The organism is Mycoplasma nasistruthionis (assembly GCF_006228185.1).
GTDB lineage: Bacteria > Bacillota_I > Bacilli_A > Mycoplasmatales > Metamycoplasmataceae > Mycoplasmopsis > Mycoplasmopsis nasistruthionis.
In genome coordinates this window covers 288,954-310,607 of the sequence record NZ_CP040825.1, presented here as the reverse complement: position 1 = coordinate 310,607, position 21,654 = coordinate 288,954, and the positions used below count along the sequence as shown (strand labels likewise).

Annotated in this window: 19 protein-coding genes and 1 pseudogene; 12 read left to right on the top strand and 8 right to left on the bottom strand. The window is 29.6% G+C overall.

Annotated features, from left to right (window positions below; genetic code table 4):
• Positions 1-65: 65 nt before the first annotated feature.
• The 8 genes and pseudogenes from mnmG to dnaE all read right to left on the bottom strand — a co-directional run bounded on the left by mnmG (position 66) and on the right by dnaE (position 10,008).
• Entirely contained in the window at positions 66-1,901 is a 1,836-nt protein-coding gene (mnmG, locus tag FG904_RS01225) for a tRNA uridine-5-carboxymethylaminomethyl(34) synthesis enzyme MnmG (RefSeq protein WP_139592122.1), read from the bottom strand.
• A gap of 88 nt (positions 1,902-1,989) precedes the next feature.
• Positions 1,990-2,993, bottom strand: a pseudogene (gene gap, locus FG904_RS01220) (type I glyceraldehyde-3-phosphate dehydrogenase).
• Positions 2,994-3,125: 132 nt separating this feature from the next.
• Entirely contained in the window at positions 3,126-3,962 is an 837-nt protein-coding gene (gene fmt, locus FG904_RS01215) for a methionyl-tRNA formyltransferase (protein WP_139592121.1), read from the bottom strand.
• Positions 3,953-4,888, bottom strand: a complete 936-nt coding sequence (locus tag FG904_RS01210; RefSeq protein ID WP_139592120.1) for a hypothetical protein — start codon at positions 4,886-4,888, stop codon at positions 3,953-3,955. Before FG904_RS01210 ends, fmt begins: the two co-directional genes overlap by 10 nt.
• 67 nt (positions 4,889-4,955) lie before the next feature.
• Complete coding sequence (locus FG904_RS01205) at positions 4,956-5,954, bottom strand: replication initiation and membrane attachment family protein (RefSeq protein WP_139592119.1); 999 nt, start codon at positions 5,952-5,954, stop codon at positions 4,956-4,958.
• Between the two features lie 275 nt (positions 5,955-6,229).
• Positions 6,230-7,105 (bottom strand): 5'-3' exonuclease, encoded by an 876-nt coding sequence (locus FG904_RS01200; protein WP_139592118.1) that lies wholly within the window; start codon positions 7,103-7,105, stop codon positions 6,230-6,232.
• Between the two features lie 18 nt (positions 7,106-7,123).
• Positions 7,124-7,312 (bottom strand): hypothetical protein, encoded by a 189-nt coding sequence (locus FG904_RS01195; RefSeq protein ID WP_139592117.1) that lies wholly within the window; start codon positions 7,310-7,312, stop codon positions 7,124-7,126.
• A 176-nt stretch (positions 7,313-7,488) separates the two neighbouring features.
• Complete coding sequence (gene dnaE, locus FG904_RS01190; RefSeq protein ID WP_139592116.1) at positions 7,489-10,008, bottom strand: DNA polymerase III subunit alpha; 2,520 nt, start codon at positions 10,006-10,008, stop codon at positions 7,489-7,491.
• A 167-nt stretch (positions 10,009-10,175) separates the two neighbouring features.
• Between dnaE and FG904_RS03265 the strand changes: the two genes are divergently transcribed.
• The 12 genes from FG904_RS03265 (at position 10,176) to mgtE (ending at position 21,646) form a co-directional block, all read left to right on the top strand.
• Positions 10,176-10,313 (top strand): hypothetical protein, encoded by a 138-nt coding sequence (locus FG904_RS03265; RefSeq protein ID WP_158290326.1) that lies wholly within the window; start codon positions 10,176-10,178, stop codon positions 10,311-10,313.
• A 42-nt stretch (positions 10,314-10,355) separates the two neighbouring features.
• Complete coding sequence (locus FG904_RS01185) at positions 10,356-11,738, top strand: ABC transporter ATP-binding protein (protein ID WP_139592115.1); 1,383 nt, start codon at positions 10,356-10,358, stop codon at positions 11,736-11,738.
• Entirely contained in the window at positions 11,722-12,564 is an 843-nt protein-coding gene (locus FG904_RS01180) for an ABC transporter permease (RefSeq protein ID WP_139592114.1), read from the top strand. The genes FG904_RS01185 and FG904_RS01180 overlap by 17 nt, the downstream gene beginning before the upstream one ends.
• Positions 12,557-13,351, top strand: coding sequence for an ABC transporter permease (locus FG904_RS01175; protein WP_139592113.1), 795 nt, complete (start codon positions 12,557-12,559; stop codon positions 13,349-13,351). The genes FG904_RS01180 and FG904_RS01175 overlap by 8 nt, the downstream gene beginning before the upstream one ends.
• Positions 13,352-15,454 (top strand): type 2 periplasmic-binding domain-containing protein, encoded by a 2,103-nt coding sequence (locus FG904_RS01170; protein WP_139592112.1) that lies wholly within the window; start codon positions 13,352-13,354, stop codon positions 15,452-15,454. It abuts the gene before it with no gap.
• Between the two features lie 68 nt (positions 15,455-15,522).
• Positions 15,523-15,864, top strand: a complete 342-nt coding sequence (rbfA, locus tag FG904_RS01165) for a 30S ribosome-binding factor RbfA (protein ID WP_139592111.1) — start codon at positions 15,523-15,525, stop codon at positions 15,862-15,864.
• A gap of 195 nt (positions 15,865-16,059) precedes the next feature.
• A complete protein-coding gene (locus FG904_RS01160) occupies positions 16,060-16,749 on the top strand; it encodes a hypothetical protein (RefSeq protein WP_139592110.1) in 690 nt (229 codons plus the stop codon).
• Positions 16,750-16,945: 196 nt separating this feature from the next.
• Complete coding sequence (locus FG904_RS01155; protein WP_139592109.1) at positions 16,946-17,971, top strand: Vmc-like lipoprotein signal peptide domain-containing protein; 1,026 nt, start codon at positions 16,946-16,948, stop codon at positions 17,969-17,971.
• Positions 17,972-18,124: 153 nt separating this feature from the next.
• Entirely contained in the window at positions 18,125-19,267 is a 1,143-nt protein-coding gene (gene metK, locus FG904_RS01150) for a methionine adenosyltransferase (RefSeq protein ID WP_139592108.1), read from the top strand.
• 51 nt (positions 19,268-19,318) lie between these two features.
• Positions 19,319-19,549 (top strand): hypothetical protein, encoded by a 231-nt coding sequence (locus FG904_RS01145; RefSeq protein ID WP_139592107.1) that lies wholly within the window; start codon positions 19,319-19,321, stop codon positions 19,547-19,549.
• 2 nt (positions 19,550-19,551) lie between these two features.
• A complete protein-coding gene (locus FG904_RS01140) occupies positions 19,552-20,142 on the top strand; it encodes a diadenylate cyclase (RefSeq protein ID WP_139592106.1) in 591 nt (196 codons plus the stop codon).
• Between the two features lies 1 nt (position 20,143).
• Positions 20,144-21,646 carry a magnesium transporter gene (gene mgtE / locus FG904_RS01135; RefSeq protein ID WP_139592105.1) on the top strand — a complete coding sequence of 501 codons (1,503 nt, stop codon included), beginning with the start codon at positions 20,144-20,146 and terminating at the stop codon, positions 21,644-21,646.
• The last annotated feature ends 8 nt before the right edge of the window (positions 21,647-21,654 follow it).

The following is a 21,654-nucleotide window of genomic DNA, read 5'->3' as shown; positions in this document are numbered from 1 at the left end:
ACATTTTAAACATTGAACTGTTGTCATATTCAATTTGTTTTTTCATAAAACCTCTATTTTATAGATTATTTCTTTCTTGTTTCAATGTGGAACATTAACATTTGAATATCTGCAGGGTTAATTCCGCTAATTCTTGATGCTTGACCAATTGTCAATGGTTTAATTGATTGTAATTTTTGTAAGGCTTCAGTTGCTAAATTTTTAACTTCTGAATAATTAATGTCTGCTGGAATTTTAAAGTTATCTAATTTGTTCATTTTTTCAGCTTCATGTTTTTGCTTTTTGATATATCCATCTAATCTAACAGCAATAGTCACTTCGTTTTTGTATTCAAAATCACCTAAAACGTCTTTTGGATCAACATCCGGTCTAGCTAAAACTTTCAACATTGAAACACCGTTTTCAATGTTTAGTTTTTCAGCCAGTTCTGATTTAGATGATAAATAAGTAGTTGAAAGTTCTTGAATTTTATCTTCTATAGCTTGATATTTATCTAGAACATCTTGATATTGTTGTTGTGTAATTAAACCTACTTCTTGAGCGTATTTAGCTAATCTAATATCAGGGTTATCATTTCTTAGTAATAAACGATATTCAGCTCTAGAAGTTAACATACGATAAGGTTCTTTAGTTCCTTTTGTAACCAAATCATCAATTAAAACACCTATATATGCATCATTTCTGCGTAAAATTAAAGGTTCTTTATTTTCTAATTTACGACCTGCATTAATTCCGGCGATTAATCCTTGAGCTGCTGCTTCTTCATAACCACTTGTACCGTTAATTTGTCCACCTGTAAAAATACCTTTGATTACTTTTGATTCTAAAGATGGACTAATTTGAAGCGGGTTTAAAGCATCGTATTCAATTGCATAACCTCATTTTTGCACTCTACAATTTTCAAGTCCTGGAATAGTTCTAATCATTAATTCTTGAACATCAACAGGCATTGAGGTTGAAAGACCGTTAACATAAATTATTGATCCATCAGCTGTTTCTGGTTCAAAGAAAATTTGGTGTCTAGGTTTATCTGAAAAACGCATAACTTTATCTTCAACACTTGGACAATATCTAGGACCTATTCCTTCAATTAAACCTGAATACATGGCTGATTTGTGGATGTTTTCATTAATTATCTTGTGTGTTTTTTCATTTGTGTAGGTTAAATAACAAGAAATTTGTTTATCAAGTTTAATGTTTGAACGATTTGAAAATGTTAAAAACGTATCTTCAAGATTTTCTTTTTCAACTTTTGAAAAATCTATTGAATCAGCATAAACACGAGGTGGAGTACCTGTTTTTAGACGTTGTAATTCAAAACCTAACTTATTAAGCGATTCGCTTAATTTAGGCGTTGTTTTTTGGTTATCTGGTCCAGAAATAGTAATTGAATCACCACGTAGTATTCTGGAGTTCATGTAAGTTCCAGTTGTTATTACTAAGACATTGGCTTCTAAAATAGAACCATCTTCAAGTTTAATAGCCTTAAATTGATTGTTAGAATCAACAATTATTTCTTCAGCAACACCTTGAACTAATTCCAAATTAGGTTGTTGTAACATTGCTTCTTTAATTATTTTTGAATATTTATCCTTATCAATTTGAGCTCTCATCGCTCTAACAGCAGGGCCTTTTGATTCGTTTAGCATTTTAATTTGAATCATAGCTAAATCTGAAAAATATCCTTGTACACCACCTAATGCATCGATTTCACGGGTAATAATTCCTTTAGCAGGTCCACCAATTGAAGGGTTGCAAGGCATCATAGCAATTCTATCTAAATCAAAGGTGATTAAGGCAGTTTTGTGATTCATTTTGGCTAATGCAAAAGCAGCTTCAACACCTGCATGACCAGCCCCTATTACAATTGCTTCATATTTCTTTGTTTCTTTAAATTCCATAGTTTATATATTTTAATATATTTTGTTTAAAAAGTATAAAAAAGCCCTTATTTCTTGCTGAAATAAAGGCTTTTTGTTTTGTTGTTAATTATTTTGATAATTTTGCGAAGTGAAGTACTGTTCTAACTAATTGAGATACGTAAGACATTTCGTTGTCGTATCATGAGAATAGTTTGTACATTGTTCCTTCTGCTGTTTGTTGTACTGATGTTAATTTAGCATCGAAAATTGAACCATAGTGTGAACCAATAATATCTGATGAAACTAATGGTGCTTCTTCATATCCGAATGACTCTGAAGCAGCTTCTTTCATAGCAGCGTTTAATTCTTCAACTGATGGATTTTTAGCTAAAACAACTGATAAGTCAACTAATGAACCTGTAATGGTTGGCACACGAATAGCTGAACCATCTAATTTTCCAGCAGCTTCTGGAACAACTAAACCGATAGCTTTAGCTGCTCCTGTTGAAGTTGGAACCATGTTTTGTCCTGCAGCTCTAGCTCTACGTAAATCTTTATGTGGAGCATCTTGTAATCTTTGATCTGCTGTATATGAGTGGATTGTTGTCATAAATCCGTATTGTAGTCCAAATTTGTCAACTAAAACTTTAACAACTGGAGCTAAACAGTTTGTTGTACATGATGCAGCTGAAATTAATTGGTCATCAGCATTTAAAATGTCATGGTTAACATTGTAAACAACTGTTTTAACATCTTTGTCAGATGGAGCAGAAACAACAACTTTTTAGCACCTGCTTTTAAGTGTTTTTCAGCACCTTCACGTTTTGTAAAGAAACCTGTTGATTCAACAACAACATCGATACCTAATTCACCTCATGGTAATAATTCAGGATCTCTTTCTGATAAAACTTTGATTTCTTTACCGTTTACAACGATAGCACCTTCTTTAACTGAAACTTCAACTGGTAATTGGTGGTAAGCTGTATCGTATTTTAATAAGTGAGCTAATGTAGCTGGGTCTGTTAAATCATTAACAGCAACAACTTCCATTTCAGTTGATTTAGTTTCTAATAGTCTACGTAAGAATAATCTACCGATTCTTCCGAACCCGTTAATAGCAACTTTTTTCATACTATTTTATTCCTTTCAAGTATTTTAAAATATTAATATTTTGCTTTATAAATTATATATTTATTTGATTAATTCTTATCAAAGATATTAAGAAATAAAAAGAAAAACTTATTGCATTGCAATAAGTTCGAATTATATGATTTTCACTCTTTTTTTAGTTTCATATTGATAATCTGTTGCATACAATTCACCGTCAGAAAACTTTAAAATAAGCGCATTTTTAACCTTGTTTAATGAAGCATAGTAGATTTTCACTCTTTTACTATCAATTACTACATAAGCGCCAGGATTTGAACTGAATGCTCTAATTTTATTAAAGGCTGTTGTTTTATCGGTTTCAAAAGAAATATAAGCATCTTCTTTACTTAATTTAGGGCTTAATGTTACTAAACTTTGATCTTGGATTGTTTCTGTAAAATTGTTAGTTTCAATGTCTTTAAGTCATGAAACGATATTGGCAGAAGCTAATTCTGAAAGTTTGACAAATAATGAGTCAGAAGTGTCAAGATCATCAATAGCGATTGAAGCTGTTTTTAAAATTGCTCCAGCATCCATTTGTTTTGTCATATAAATCAATGATAAGCCAGTTTGTTTATCACCATTAAGCAAGCTGTATTGAATTGGAGCAGCACCACGGTATTTAGGAAGCAATGAACCATGAATGTTTATTGCACATTTTTTTGGTAAATTTAGCACTTTTTCAGGAATATATTGGCCAAAAGCACAAGTTAATAAGATATCAAAATCTAGAGCTTGCAATTCTTGATAAATATCACCAATTTTTTCCGGTTGAAATAAAGGAATGTTGTATTTTTGAGCTAAAAGTTTGGTCGGTGTAGGTTTTAATGTATAACCACGATTAGCTGGTCTGTCAGGTTGTGAAACTATGGCAACAACTTCAAAGTTGTTAATTACTGCTTCAAAAGGTTTAACCGCAAAGTCAGGAGTGCCTGCTAGAACTATCTTCATATATTTTCTCCTTTTTTAATTGCAAAACCTGCAGGTATGCTTTCTTTGTTATTGATGGCATCACAAATTACGCCATACAAATTCTCTGTTAAATGCGGTGAGTAATCTCTTCTTTCTCTTAAATCAACTAAGTGGTGAATTTCAGTCTCAATTAAACCATTGTAAAAACCAAAATAAGTAGGAATACTCTTTATATTTCTGGCTTTAATGACTTTATATAAAAATTGTAAGTATCATGGTTTTAATTTTTTAAATCCAATTTCATCTAAAACCAAAATAGGTATTTCAATTAATTCTTTTTCTCAGGTGTTTTTATCTTTTTCAATATTGTTAATATCGCTTTTAAATGAATTTAACAATACATCACATAAATCATTAACATTAACATAAGCTGCTTTTACATCACTGATGGCAAAAGTGTTTACTAGCATGCTTAAAATAAGGCTTCTTGAAGAAGATGCATTCCCATAGATAATATCACCTTTCATTCATATGTTTTTAGTTCTGATATCTTCAATAACTCTTTCCATTCAATCACATATTAAGTAATTATTGATCATAAATTCTGGTGATAAAGTCAAATCTATAAAAGTTTTATTTGTCTCTGGTGGAAAATATTCTTGAAAATACACATTTTTATCTTTTCTAAACTCATTCCCAACTCGATTACGAGATAAAGTTTTAATAACTTTTAATTTATTGTCATTTCTTACTACAGCATAGTCGAAAAGGTTTGTTTCTTTAGTTTCAAAATGATGGCTGTATTCAATTAAATTAATTGCATTGTCTCAAATTTCTTGATCAGTTATATTTAGTTTTGTAATAATTTCAGGAATATGATTCATTTTTTTTATTTCTGAAATTACTGTTTCTTTTGAAGAATTTATGACAAATGGTTTAATTTTGTCTAGTGTTTCATTTTTCATCTTATTCCTTTTGAAATTTTGATTAAAAATAAAGAAAATTTAGCATGGTTAGCTAAATTATATCTTTTTAAAATTCGCTTGCTTGTTGTTTCAATAATTTTTTAGTTTCAGTATAAACCTGGAAGTTAGGGTTTCTAAAAGAATGACTATCTAAATAGCTTTCAATATGCACTATGTCTGATAAGCCATTATCAATTAATGTGTTTAAATAACCTATTGTCTTACTTTCAAATATCTTAGAAGGTGTTTTGTGATTGTACATGTTTCTAACAAAATACATTACATAATTAATCTCTTTATTTTTAGTTTTAAATTTGTTTACTAGCGGTGTGATATATTTAGTGAATGATTCTGAGAACTTAGCGCCATCAAATAAATATTCAAAAAAGTTTTCTATGTCTAAATTATTAAGTGCTTCTCAGTCATTTGTGTAAGTGAAGTTATTAAGATTTAGTGTAGTTCTTAAATCGATAGGCGAATTAAAATCTTGTTTTGTTTCTCTAAAACTGTTAATTTCAATTGCGTTTTGAACATTGAATTGAGAAACTTTTTTAGATCTAACTTCTGGCAAGTCAAAAATTTCATAAAAATCAGAAGTTAATTCATAAGTTTGGTAGTTATCTGTTATTGAATCTTGTGAAATTTTTGATAGAACTAATCTGGCATAATTATCTTTACCGATTTTATCAACTAACATATCTTTTATTAATGAGTTTGAATTAAACTTTGAAGCATCAAGTGGTTTATTCAATTTAAAAACAGTGATTTGTTTTTCATTAATTGAAAAAGTTTCCATTAAACCCAGACCCTCAAGTCTTTTACGGCTATTTTCTAATTGTTCTGGTTGAATTTGTAATAAATTACATAAATATCAATATTCATATAAAGATAAAGAACTTTTTTGATGATTTAAACTATCAAATAAAAATTGATACAAGGCAAGTGCTTCTGTTCCTACCAATGGAGCATAAAATTGACGTAAATTTCTTAAATCGTCATTAGTAATTTCTTCTTTTCTTTCAGTAACAAAACGATGATAACTTAAAGTGGAATTTTGGTCAAACATGATAATGCTCCTTTGAAATTTAACAGGCATTTTTGCCTTAGTAATTAAATTTTATAGTGTTTTATTTTTGCTTTTTATAATTTTTGCAAAACTTAGTTAAAAACAAGCTTAATTCAGAACTTATTAACAGTGTATTTTATAATAAAAAACAACTTTTAAGCCTATATTTTAGGATTAGAAGTTGTTGCAGTGTTTAAATGTTGATTAATTAACATATTTATAAATTAATTGCAAAATAAAGTCAATTTTGCCATTAAAAATGCAATTTTTTGCAGTTATTTTAAATAGCTGATAACAGTTTTCAGTTCCAGTTCTGTCAGCAAGTTTAAAGCGTTATTTAAGTTGATTTTTAGTTCATATTTTTTTAGATTAACATCAAAGTTTTCAACATTAGGATTTAAAGTAGCCATTTTGTAACAGAATTCAGCATCTGCTTGATTTTCAGTTAATTTTTTAATTACTGATTTGGTTAAATTAGCTGGTCAACTTGCTTGATCTTGGTATAAATTTTTGATATTTCCATATAAATTCAAAATATTTATAGCAGTTTTTTCGCCTATCCCTTTTACACCTGGCAAATTATCACTACTATCACCTGCTAAAGCTTTAAAATCAGGAACTTGGTTTGGATAAAAGTTGTAGTTGTTAAAATAATTTTGATCAGTTAAAAGTGCATATTCGTTATTTGTTTTGTCTTTTATAACCACTGAAGTGTTTTGATCAATTAACTGGTGTAAGTCTTTGTCTCTTGAAAAAATGATTTTAGTTTCATTGTTAGCTGCTAATTTGCAATAAGCAGCAACTAAATCATCAGCTTCATAACCGGGCTGTTCTTGGTGAACAATATTTAGCTTAGATAAAATCTGTTTAATTAAATCAAATTGAATAAACAATTCATTTGGCGCTTTTGAACGTCCTTCTTTGTAGTTGTCATATAGTTCATGTCTGAATGATTTTTCTTTTGAATCAAAAGCAATAAATAGATGAGTTGGTTGATAGTATTTAATTAACTTAATCATTTGTATTAAAAATAAGTTAATTGCATTAGTTGGAACTCCTGCAGAATTTTGCATAAAAAAGTTTGGGTTATAAGAAGCATGGAAAGATTGAAACATTAAGTAGTTTCCGTCAATAATCAAGTGTTTATTCATTTTCTACCTCTTTTCAATCTATGAATTGATAAAATCCTTTTGCATCTTTTTAACTAATACATTCAGTTTTCTTGGATTTTTGTAATTTAATATATTTTTAGCAGCTTCTGAAAATCCTGTTGCAGTAGCTGTTTTTTTACCATCTGAGATAATAATTTGTGGAAATCCTTTGGCATGTTTTTTAACATTGTTTAATAAAACGACCATTCACATAGGATTATTGGTTTCTAAGTCGGGTAAAGTTAACCCATTTGGATCAACTGAATATGAAACATTGTAAGAACTACCCAGTAGTTCTGATTCATAGTTTGCTTCTAAAATATTGTCTTTTGGTTGAATTTCTAATTCAAAATTACTAAAATCATTTTGTTTAATAAATTCAGCTAGTAAATAATCCTTATCGCCTTCAACTTTTTGTATTTGGTTTTGAAATAATCAGCATACTGCTTAGCAATTGGCAGTGATTTTAATAATGTTGAAATATTACCAAAACGTCTTAAAGCATTGGCTTTAATTAAGGTTTCAACTAATGATTCAGAGATTTTAGCATTAATAATTAGCCTTAAATAACAACTAATAAAATCAGTATATGCGCCATTTAAATTACGTTCATTGACAATTTTTAAACAAGCAGCTGTTCCAACACTTTTAATCATTAAAAGACTTAAAAACAATGAATCATCAATGCTGATTACTACATCTGAAGAACCATTAATATCAGGTGAAAATACTTTTATTTTTTGTTTAATAGCATCTTCAACATATTGTCTAATATTGTGCTGATCTGACGCTGAATTAGTGATTAAAACTTTATAGAATTGCAGTGGAAAATGAGCTTTATAATAAGCCATTTTATATGAAATTAATGCATAAGCAACAGCGTGAGATTTATTAAATCCGTATTTACCAAAATACAAGATATTGTCATAAATAACTTGTAATGTTTCTTGATTCAGTCCGTTTTTTAATCCACCATCAAAGAATATTGATTCATAAGCTTTTAAATCTTGTTCATTCTTTTTAGAAATAGCTCTTCTTAACAAATCAGCCTGTGAGAAAGGCATTAAGGCAACTTTTTGAGCTATTTGCATAATTTGTTCTTGATAAACAATAACACCAAAAGTAGGTGCAACAATTTCATCATAAAGCGGATGAACTTTAGTCATAGCTTTTTTATGTTGTTTTACGTCAGCATATTCTGAAATATATTTATATGGTCCTGGTCTGAAAAGAGAAATTATTGCATAAATATCATCAAATGAGTCAATGTTGACTTTTTGAATTGACTCCTTCATACCTTTTGATTCAATTTGAAATATTCCGTTAGTTAAAAGATTGTTTAACAATTGTTGAGTTTTAACATCTAAAAACTTAGCATAATTAACTGCTAGCGAGTTTTCAAAATGATTTTCAAGTGGTATTAAATTTTCAATTTGTTTAATAATTGTTAAATTTTTAAGACCTAAAAAATCAATTTTTAAAAGACCATATTGTTCAATATCATTCAATGTAAATTGAACTTGTTGAAAATTGTTGTTTTGATAAACTGGTACAACGTCAATGATTGGTTGATTAGCAATAATTATTCCTGCCGGATGGACGCCAATTTGTCTTGGTAATCCTTGGATCTGACTTGCATATTCATGTAAATTAGGATGCATGTCAACTAGTTTCTTATACACTTTGGATTTTTCGTATGCCTCTTGTAGGGTTTGATCTACATCGATGGCATTACAAATCTTATCTACTTCACTAACTGGAATATTTAAATAACGAGCTATATCCCTAATACTGTTTTTAGCTCCTAAAGTTTGAAAAGTTGTAATTAAAGCAACATTTTCTGCGCCATATTTGTTTTTAATATATTCTAAAATTTCTTCACGTCTATCATCTTGAATATCGATATCGATATCAGGTAATGAAACTCTGTCAATATTTAAAAAACGTTCAAAAAGTAAGCCGAACTGAATTGGATCAACTTCAGTAATTCCCAATAAATAAGCAATAATTGACCCAGAAGCACTACCTCTACCAGGGCCGACTTCGATGTTTTGACTTTTAGCAAAAGAAATTACGTCTTGAATGATTAAAAAATAATTAATATAACCTAATTTTTCAATAACGTTAGTTTCATAATTAATCCTGTTTTCAATTGCTGATTTTCCAAATTTTAAAGCTAAATCATTTAGTTTTTTTTCATCAAATAAACTAAATAAAACTTCTTTAGAATCACCAAGTTCCGATTTAGCCAATTTTAATGAACTATCAGGCGCTTGAACATTGCACGATTGAGCAATTTTTTGAATATTTTCAGCAACTTCAGGATCTAAATCCGTGAAATCTTCATCAAATAAATAATCATCATATAATTTGAAGTTTTGCTGTTTATTACCCATTTTTTGAAGTATTTGTAAAATTTCGTTTTGTTCAAAATTTAAAACTTTTTTAGTTGGTGCATATGTAGTTTGATGATTTAATTTTTGCTTATTATTTAAATAAAAATTAGGTCAATATTGTTCTAGAGAAATATCTTTAGCCCTATGCCCTAGGTCTAAATGATCTATAACGATTAAATCTGGATCGTTTAAATCATAATAAGAAACTTGTTGATTCTGACTTTTTTTGAATATCAGTTGATTTAATTTAACATAACCTGAATTATTTTTAGCATAAACCATAACCACGAAATCTTCTTTTAAAGAAATTTCAGCTCCTATAATTGGTTTAATGCCATATTTCTTTTGCATTTTAAAATAAAAAGGCAAAGCAAATAGGTTTTCAAAGTCAGTCAAAGCTAAATATTCTAATTTATTTTCAACTGCTAATTTAATTAATTCTTCAACTCTGATTGTTGAATTAAAAAATGAATATTCGGTGTTAGTGTGTAAATAAATTTTGTTCATAATTTAATTATAAATTTTAAAACCCAATTGCTTTTGAAAATCACAAAAATATTTTTCAAAAGCAATTTTGAATTTAGCAAATTTAGTTATGAATTTTGAAATAAATTTGCTAAATTTTTATAACTTTTTTAATGCAATTTAACGTGCAGTTGCTATAATTGTTAAATATGAAAAATAAGGCAATGTTTATCCAAATTCTTCCGATTAAAAACGTAATGATAAACTTCAATGATATTGAATATCCAGCATTGCGTTCTGATGTTGAAGAATACAGTGAAAATTTATATGATCGTGTCTCCCTTTAAGATTTTTTAATTTAATTATTTAATTTTAGAAAGGGGAATTTTATGGCTAAATTATCAGAATTAAAAGCCGAACAACCAGTTATTGAATTAGTTGATGTTGTTAAAGAATTTCAAGACAAAACAGTTCTACACAGCATTAACTTAAAAATCAAACGTGGTGAATTTGTTACATTGTTAGGACCTTCAGGTTCTGGAAAAACAACAATTTTAAGATTATTAGGTGGTTTTGAATGAGCCACACGTGGAGAAATTAAATTTGATGGATATGACATCAAAGACTTAGAACCACATAGACGTAATGTGTCTACTATTTTTCAAGACTATGCACTATTTCCACATTTAAACGTTCATGGAAACATTGAATACGGACTAAAACTAAAAAGAGTGCCAAGAGAAGAAATTAATTCTAAATATGTTGAAAAATTAGAATTAATGAAGCAAAAATGAACAGCTAAAGCTAAAGCAAAAATGCACGCTTTAGATTTATTACAAGAAAAATATGAAACTGAACTAGAATCGTTAAAACCAGGTACTTTCCAATACCGTCGTCGCCAAAATTGACTAGATGATTCAGACTTTAAATATTCATATTGAGAAAACTATGTAAATCAAAAAGTTGAAGCTTTCAGAAATGCTCACTTCATGCGTAAAATGACAAAAGATGAGCGTGAAGCTAAAATTAACAAAATTATTGAATTAGTTGGTTTAAAAGGAAATGAAACTAAAAACATTTCCGAATTATCTGGTGGAATGAAACAGCGTGTTGCATTAGCTAGATCTTTAGTTATTGAACCAGAAATTTTATTACTAGATGAACCGCTATCAGCGCTTGATGCCAAAATTAGAAAAAGAATGCAAGTTTTACTAAGAAGCATTCAACAAGAATTAGGTTTAACATTTGTTTTTGTTACTCACGATCAAGATGAAGCGTTAGAACTATCAGATAGAATTGCGGTTATGCGTGATGGATTAATTGAGCAATATGATACTCCAAAACACATCTATGACTATCCTGTAAATATTTGAGTAGCTAAATTTATCGGAGATTCAAATATTTTTGATGCAACATTTGCTAAATCAGGAAGAGTAAAATTATTTAACAAAGAATTTAAAACAGTTCATGATCCAGAAGAATTCGGTTCTGAAACTGTTTTAGATGCTTTAATTAGACCTGAAGATATTGACATTACTGTTAATCCAACAAATGTTGAAGACAAATTAGTCGGAACAATTGAAGATATTTCATATCGTGGAAGTTATTACTATTTAACTGTTAAATTATTAACTGGCGAAATTATTTATGTAGAAACTGCTAAGAAATTTGAACTTGATGAAAAAGTTTATTTAAGTTGAACAATTGATTCAATTCACTTAATGAAAAAAGACTCTAAGTGAGATTATTCAAATAATGATTTTCAAAATTAAAAAGTTCAACTTTGATCACAAATTCTACATGGTATTGCCATACTTATTAATTTCATTATTATTAATCGTTCTACCAGTGATTTTTATCATTGTTAGTGCATTTTCAGTATCAGACGATTTTGATTCATTAGCTTTAATTAAATCTGATAATACTTGAAGAATTATGGGACGTAGTTTATGAATAGGGCTGGTGTCAGCATTTATTTGCTTAGTCATTGGTTTACCATATGCTTATTTCGTTTCAAAAATTCAATCCAAAGTATTTAAAATTTACGCTTTAAGCTTAATTTTATCTCCAATGGCAATTTTTACAATTGCACGTATTTATTCAGTTAAAGCCTTATTTTTAGCCATTTTTGCAGCTGCAAATATTGAAGCTAAAACCTTAAACACTGAAGCTTTTATCATTTTAGGACTAACTTATTTAAACTTACCTTTAATGATTATGTCTTTATATCCAGTGTTTAAAGATATGCCTAAAAATATCACAGAAGCAAGTAACGACTTAGGATATAACAATATTCAAACTATATTCAAAGTAGTTATTCCGTATGGAACTAAAGCTATTTTAAGCGGACTAGCTATGATTTTCTTAGCAAGTGCCACAACTTTCATTATTTCATCAAAACTACTACCAGACGGTTCACAAAAACAACTAATCGGTGATATTATTAACTCAAAAATCAACCCAGGAAACAAGTTTGATTTAAGTAGTGGATCAGCCTTAGTTTTAGTTGTTTCATTCTTATTCATAGGAATTTATGCTTTAATGCTAATTGTGCCAAGAGTTATATTTAAACTTAAAAAAGGAGCACACTATGAGTAAAATGTCTCAAATATTACGTAAAAGTTACATTTATATCATTTTAGGATTAGTTTATATTCCTTTATTCTTTGGTGCAATTTTCACATTTAACTCACCTACACCTAAAGGACAATTCAATGTTACTTGAACTGAAGGAACAACCGCCAACTGAAGCGGCCTACTTGACGAAGGTCGTTTTACAGCCCTATTAAACACAATTTTATTAGCTATTATTGTTAGTTTTTTAGTGGCTACTATTAGTTTAATTACTGTTTATTCTTTATATCGTCAAAAGAGTAAATTAATTAGAACTGCAGTTTCTGGAACTTCAAATATTCCTTTAATTAATCCAGACAACATTACAGCAATCGGTTTAGTACTTGTTTTTGGTGCTTTTTTTGGAGTAATTCAAGTTCAAGACGAAGGATTTATTCGTGTTGTGGTAGCTCATACCATTATGGCTTTACCATATGGTATTTCAATGATGCTACCAAGAAGTGAAAAGTTCAATAATAACTTATTTGAAGCTTCACAAGACTTAGGTTATTCAAAATTACAATCATGATTTAAAACTTATTTTATCTACATGATTCCATCAATTATTATGTCAGTAGTGGTTTCATCAGTTTTATCATTTGATGATTTCATTATTACACGTACAGTTTCTAATGCTCCTACATTGGGAACAAAATTATATGAAGGTGCATTTGAGCCTTGAGGACTTGTTTTAGGGACAATCGTTTTATTAGTAACAATCGTTGCAAATATTATTTATACAATTGTGAAAAAACATAAAAAAGGGAATTAGTTGAAACAAAAAATCAAATCAGCCCTTGCCCTAGGGGTTTTAACGGCTGCAATTTCTACAGCAGGAGTTGCAGTTGCACTAAAAGTCCAAAATTCATATAAACCAGCTTTTTATAATTTCAAATCATATATGTCGGAAGACAATCAAGCAAAGTTAAACAAAACTTTTTCATATACTCAATTTAGTGAAATTAGTGAATTTAACAATGCTTTAATCAACTACAAAGCAGCTGCAGGAATTGGAACAGATTTCTTAGCAGCTCAATTAATTAAACGCGGTAATTTAGCTAAAATAAATTATGCTAAATTATTCAACATGCCAGAGTTAGAAAATGATCCTGAATTAGTTAAAAAAACATTACAAACAGTTTTATCAAAACAAGTTTGGGATCACTTAAGTAGCTATGACAAAGTCCTAGAAGTAGATTATTTAGGAAAAACAATTAATGCTCATTTATGAGAATACTTTTTCCCTTATTACATCCAAGACATGGTTGTTGCATACAATGTTAAAAAAACACCAATTGATGATGCTAAAAAAGATGAAAATGATGCCATTGACTTAAGCAAATATCAAGACCAACCAGGTTATGAAGGTGAAACAAATTCAATCATTAATGCTTTAAAAATAGTTAAAGATAATATCAAAAATAAATCATGAATTATCACTGATGCAATTCGTGATAATATGCTTTATGGTTCATCTTACTGATTAAAAGCAGACGGTCAAAGAACAAGCGCAGATTTCACAGGTGAAGTGACTGATGAAACTTACAAATCTTTAATTGATTCGTTCACAAATCTAATTCAAGACGGTACAGGATATTCAGCTAAAGATAGCAAGCACATCACTTTTAATGGTGATGGTTTAGAAGTTTTAGAAACATTAGTAAATCCTACCAGAAATGACGTAGCTGCAGCTATTATGTACAATGGTGATGCAATTGATGCATATTATGCAGAAGATAATTTTCCTAACAACGACAGAGTTGCAGATGGTGATATTCGTGTAATAAAAACAAAACAAAACATTTTATTAGTAGATGGATTTATTTTATCTTCAGCTAACTCAAATGCTGATAATGATGCTTATATTGAAGCTGCAAGAGAAAGTTTTCTAGATAATCTGCCAGCACTTGCTGATAATTTAAAAATTTTAAAATCAGATCAAAAGTTTGCTAGTCGCTTTAATGATTCATCGATTGAAAATCAACAACGTTTATTGACTGAATATTCAATAGCACAATTATGACGTAAGCAACGCGAAATTAATTTTGTAAGTTTATACTCAGAAGATATAACTTCAGAACTACAAGAAGTTTTAAAAACAAAAGATAGTGATTTAGAAACTGAAACAAGTAAACTGGTAGTCAAATACGGAGACTTAATTGACTTGTCACTAGTTGAAAATTCTGATGCATTTAATAGTTTTTACAATTCAACAGAAGAAACAGATTACAGCGATAAAATCAACATAGCACCAAAATTATTACAAGATTATTTTGTTGCTAGCCATGCAGATTTACTCTATAAAGTTTCTGAAAAATTAATCAATACTAAGCAACTTTCATTTGATGAAAATTCTGATGATCAAAATACAATCATTAGCAATAGACAAGAATTTTTAGACAACCTAAAAACACTTTTAAGTCTACAAGACTTACCACAAGAACAAATAATGCTTGTTGCATTGCTTTTATCTGATATCGATAGCTCAGAAATTATTGAATCTAGTTTTATCAACTATATAACAGGTTTAGAAGTTGAATTTAATGAGCAAAATAAAGATGATTTAAATCAAGCTATTGCTTTATATTTAGGGCGTAAAATTGCATTTTTAGACCTATCTGATAAAGAAGCAATTGCTAATTATGGTCATTTAACCAATTTTGACTTTGTTAACTATGTACCTAGTCAAAATGCCGACTATCAATTAGTTTTAAGAAATTATTTTGCTGATGTAGCTGATGGACAAGATAAAAATGTAATTGACATTTATCAAATTAATTCTGACAGTGGAATTGTTCACAAAGCCTTACAACCAATTGATGATGAATTAAATTCAAAAGCATCAACATACTACTTCACAAAAACAAAAAGTTAAATTATAAACCTGAACACAAGTTCAGGTTTTTTAATTGCTGAAGTGTAATTGTGATATGATTAAGTAATATGAATTCAGTTAGTTTAAAAAGAAAAGAATCTGAAGCCTTAGGCTTAGTTTCTAATATCTTAAATTACAACATTACCAATGTTAATGTTATTGATCCAGTTGTGATGGATGTTTCGCTTTCAAATGATTTATCACATTTAAAAGTTTATGTTTCTTTATATCAAAATGAAGCAAAGGGCATTGAGGCTTTAAATAATGCAGCAGGATATGTTAGATCCGTTTTTGCTAAATCAGTTAATTGAAGAAAAGTGCCTCAAATTCATTTTTATTTAGATGAAGTTTCAAAAAACGGGCTTAAGATAGATAAAATACTACATGACATCAATTCTGAAACAAAATAGTACTATTTTCACTAATATGAAAAAATAAGTGGCAAAAATCACTTATTTTTTTATTTAATTTATTTTTTGCACAAATTTTACATAAGTTTAATAACTAAATTTTGTTCATGTTTATCTTTGATACTATGAAAGTAGATATAGAAATAAAATTAATAATTATTACTTAATACACTCACATATTTTTGTAAGGATAAAATGAAAAAAATAAACAAAATTTGATTAACACTAGGTTTAGGACTAACTTCAATTGCACCAATAGTAGTATCTGCATCATGTAATTCAGAAACTAAAACAAAAGAAGCAACAACAGAAACAAAACCCACAACACCGGCCACACCAGCTACACCTGAAAAACCAGCAACTTCTACTCCTTCAAACGGAACAAATTCTAGCCAACCAACAACTCCATCAACAAATAACCCGGCATCTGTACCAACAGCAACCAACCAAGAAGCATACAGAGCTCCATTTGAATTTATCGTAGCAGACGGTGTTAACAACAATACACCTGTAAAATATGATGGAAGAAAACAATGAACAAATATTAGAGCAACCATTGAAGAAAAAGCAAAATCAATTGAAAGAAATAAAGCTTTAATTCAAAAATATTCAGCTGGAAACAGAGATGGAAATGTAACTCCAGCAGGATTTGGTATTGTTTCAGGTTCAAACGCAAACACAAATATTGTAATTACTGTTAAAAATGGTATTGAAATCGGAAATATTATTTCAACAGTTCAAGGAAATAAAAATAATAAAAACAATAAATACTTCGAAGGGTCATACGATGATGCTGAAAGAAGTTTAACAATTAAATTTAAAACAACTCAAACAGGTGATGAAGTTCTAACTCAAAAATTTGTATTTGACGCACCAGCTTCATAATCTAATCTTTAATAAATTAAAAAATGGAAAAAACGTGAAAAAAATAACCTTTTTCACGTTTTTTGATTTCTAAAATGTTATTATAAAAATGTAAATTATATTTCGCTTTGCGAAATACACAAGATTTTTTGATTAGAGAATCCATATAAAATTGAACTTTTTCATTACTCAAAATAATTAAATCAGAAAGAAAGTTATGAAAAATTTTAAAAAATTATTCTTATTCTCAGGTCTTTCATTAACACTTGCACCAGTTGCCGCAGTTGCAGTGTCATGTAAAGATACGACAGAAACTAAAGAAAATACAACAACTAATGACACAGTTGTAAATAACGAAACACAAGGACAACAAGGTGGTCAAAATAATGTAGCAGGAGCTACTGAGACAGGAGCTAATGAAGCCGAAGTTGCATTATACAAAGCTCCATTAATGTTTGCTAATGAAACAAAAACATTTAACGGAAACCAATATGTATACAACGGTGCAAAATTATTAGAAAAAGCCAAAGCTAAAATGGCTGAAAAAGCTTCATCAATTCAATCATCAGGTGCTTTATTACAAAAATACTCAGCTGGTGGAACAAAAAATGCTAATCCAGCAGCTTTTGGAATTAAAAGTGGTGGAAATTCACAAGATAACATCATTTTAACCTTTAAAGAAGGGGTAGATCCAAACAACATTTTATCTACTTTACCTGCAGAAAAAAATAACAAAAACAAGTTATTTGAAGGTTCATTAGATGAAGCTACAAGAACTTTAACAATTAAATTTAAAACAACTCTTACAGGTGATGAAGTATTAGAACAATCATTTGTGTTTGATGAAGTTGTTGCTCCAACAGAAGGCAACACAGCTAACCAAGGTGGAACTTCAATGGAAAACCAAAATGGTACAGCTAACCAAGGTGGAACTTCAATGGAAAACCAAAATGGTACAGCTAACCAAGGTGAAACAACTAACAACCAAGCAAATGCTGATTCAACATCAAGCGCACAAGCATCAGAAACAGCAACAGCAGATAACGCAACAACTGGAGCAGCTGATGCTCAAGCTTCAGAAATGACAACAAGTGATTCATCAACATCAACTGAAACTTCTTCAAGCACAGGAGAGATGCAAGCAGATTCATCATCTTCATCAGAAGGTTCACAAGAACCAGCAGTTGCAGCTGATTCAACACCATCACCAACAGAACCAACTGAACCATCAACTGCTTCTTAATAAGCAAAAAAACAGCAAAAACAATCGCTCTGGCGGTTGTTTTTCATTTTTTGAAAAAGTCGATAAAGCTATTATTCTATTAGTTAAAAAAGTTTATAATATTTAAACCAACTAGCAAGTCATCCAGAGCTTCAAAATTATAAAAGGAGTTTTATGAGAAAGTTATTTACAAGTGAATCCGTGGGTAGAGGACACCCTGATAAATTATGTGATCAAATTTCAGATGCTATTTTAGATGCATATTTACAACTTGATCCACAAGCTAAAGTGGCTATTGAAACAATGGCAAGTGGACACAAAGTTTTAATAGCTGGTGAAGTAAAATCTGATGCTAAAGTTTATGTTTTAGAAATTGCTACACAAATTTTAAAAGAATTAAACTACTTCTCTCCAGAAACAAGTTTAGAAGTAGATATTCGTGCACAAAGTCCTGATATTAACATGGGTGTAGAAAAACAGGATGAAATCGGAGCCGGAGATCAGGGGTTAATGTTTGGTTTTGCAACTAATGAAACTAAACAATTTATGCCACTAGCAATCACACTAGCTCATGAACTAGTTAAAGAAGCTGAATCACAAAGGGTATCAAGCCAATTCAAATATGCTAAAGCTGATATGAAAGCCCAAGTTACATTGGATTACACAGACCCTAATAAAACAGTAGTGGATACAATTTTAATGAGTGTTCAACATTCAAGTAAATATAATGAAGTTGAATTCAAACAATACATTAAAGATAATATTATTAAAACTGTTTTAGATAAATATGATTTAGAATTACCTGAAAAGATCTTGATTAATCCAACAGGACAATTTGTTATAGGCGGTCCAATTGGTGATACAGGTCTAACTGGAAGAAAAATTATTGTTGATACTTATGGTGGATATGCAAGACACGGTGGTGGTGCTTTTAGTGGAAAAGACGCAACTAAAGTCGATCGTTCAGCTGCATATGCTGCTAGATGAATTTCTAAAAACGTTGTTGCTGCTAAATTAGCAGATAAAATTGAAATTCAAATCGCTTATGCAATTGGAGTTGCTAAACCTGTGTCAATTATGATTGATACATTTAATACAGCTAAGGTAAGCGAAGATTTAATTAGTCAAGCGATTGCTAACGTTTTTGATTTAACCCCTAAAGGCATTATCGAATCATTAGATTTACTAAGACCAATTTATTCAAAAACAGCTTACTTCGGGCACTTTGGTAGAGATGATTTAGATTTACCTTGAGAAAGATTAAATAAAGTCGATGAGCTTTTACAGGAAGTAGAAAAACTATCAAAATCTAACTAATTTGTTTTTAAATTACCTAAAAAAGTTAAAATTAAGTTAATAGGAGTAATTATGGAACAAAACACAAATAAACCAGTAGTTGATTTAATTGAAATGCGTAAGCAAGAAATTGCTTCAGAGCAAATTAAAGCCAAGTATTTAAGAGACAAACAAGCTAAAGCTTTAGAACAAAAAAACCTACCTTGATATCAAAAAGATTTAACAAGAAATCTTGTTGGTGTCTCTGTTTCTGTTTTAGTCATGATTGCCATTTTCCTTTTAGCAAGAATTAATTGAGCCTAACAATGTCAGACTTTTTAATTATTTATATTTTAATCGGAGTATTATTGTTCATGCTAGTTGGGATTTTAGCTATTTTGCTATATCCAATTATCATGAACTTTTATTTAAACCGAATTAAGAAAACTAAATTCGAAAGAATGGGACAAAGCAGTCAAATCAGACTTATTAACCAATTAAGAGAAAGTGTTGAACACTTTTCTCGTAATAAAGTAGGGGCTTTAATAACAATCGAAAACAATGATAATATTGATAGTTTAAGAACAGATGGTGTATTAGTTAATGCTAATATTTCTTCATCACTGCTAATTTCAATTTTCAATAAAAACTCACCACTTCATGATGGTGCGGTAGTTATAAGAGATAATAAAATTTACTATGCTGCCACATTTTATAAAATCACAAGAAAAAGTGTTGATTCAAAATTTGGTTCACGTCACCGCGCAGCAATTGGAATTTCTGAACAATGTGATGCAACTACTGTTGTAGTTTCAGAAGAAGATGGTGGAATTAAAATCATCAAAGGTGACACAATCGAATCGGTTCAATTAGATCAGTTTCAAGAACAACTAATTAAATACCTGAAGGAGCAATAATATGGAATTTAATGAAGTTTTAAGACAAGAACTAATTGATGAATTAAAAAAAGCCATTCAATCTAAAAGCATTACTCGGATTCGTGAATTAGAAGAAGATCATCCGCCTGCAGATTTTGCTGAAGTTATTGAAGATTTAACTGAAGTTGAACAACTTTATGTTTTAAGAGTGCTTAAAACTGAAGATGCAGCCGAAGTTTTTTCTTATCTAGAAGATGACGTTAAATTAAAAATAGCAAAATTATTCAGTCAAGACTGAATTATGGACATTTTGCAAGAATTACAATCAGATGAACTAGCTGAAGTTTTAGAAGAACTACCAGTTAATATCATGCGTCATATTCTTTCAAAAACACCGAGTGAAAAAAGAGAAAAAATCAACAGTATTTTTTCTTACAACGAAGATCAAATCGGAAGCATCATGACTGTTGATATTTCGATTTTAAAATCTAAATGAACAACTAAACAAGCAATTAATAAAATTCGTACAGACTATAAAAATAACATCGAATTAGGACATAATTTCTATGTTACTGATGAAAACGGTATCTTACTAGGTGATGTGACCTTGGAAGAGTTAATTTTTGCCAATGATGAAAACGCAAAACTAGAAGACATCTACAATGTTGTTGCTTCGGTTTATCCAGTTGATCCTAAAGAGCAAGCAGCTAATGTTTTTGCCGACCATGACAGATCAACATTGCCTGTTGTTTCTTATGAAAAAAGACTAATCGGAATGATTACAGCCGATGATGTTATTGACGTTATTCAAGAACAAGCGACAGAAGATATGTATAAACTAGCCGGTATTTCAACTTCAGCAGCTGAAGAAAGCTATTTAAAAACTACAATTATGTCGCTAGTTAAGTCACGTGTTTTATGGCTTATTATTTTAATGCTTTCAGCAACTTTATCACAATACATTATCCAAAAATTCAGTGATATTAGTGAAGAGTTTATTGCTGGATTAGGAGTAACAGTTTCAACTGCTATTATAGTCGGGCTAATTCCAATAATTAGTGGTTCAGCCGGTAATGCTGGTTCTCAATCATCTACAACGATCACCCGGGCTTCGGCATTGGGTGAAATCACTTATAAAGATATGTGAAAAGTTGTTAGAAGAGAAATATCAATTGGTGCAATTATTGGTGCAATAATGTTTGTCATTAATGTTCTTCGTTTATATGTTTATTTTGCTATTCCTGGTTTTAGAGATACGCTAGTAGATACAGGAACTGGTGAACATATTGTTAAAACAGCAGAATGAGGACCAATTTCTTTTATTATTATTGCTAGTTCATTATCATTATTTGTGGTGGTTATATTTGCTAAATTCTTAGGTACAATGATACCATTAGTGGCAATTAGATTCAAAAAAGATCCTGCTGTTATGTCAGCACCAATTTTAGCGACATTATCAGATGCGCTTTCAACTTTAATATTCTTTGGTTTAAATATTTTAGTATTATATTTAGCTTATCTTGCAGGAGTTTTTGCTAATTAAGGAGTTAT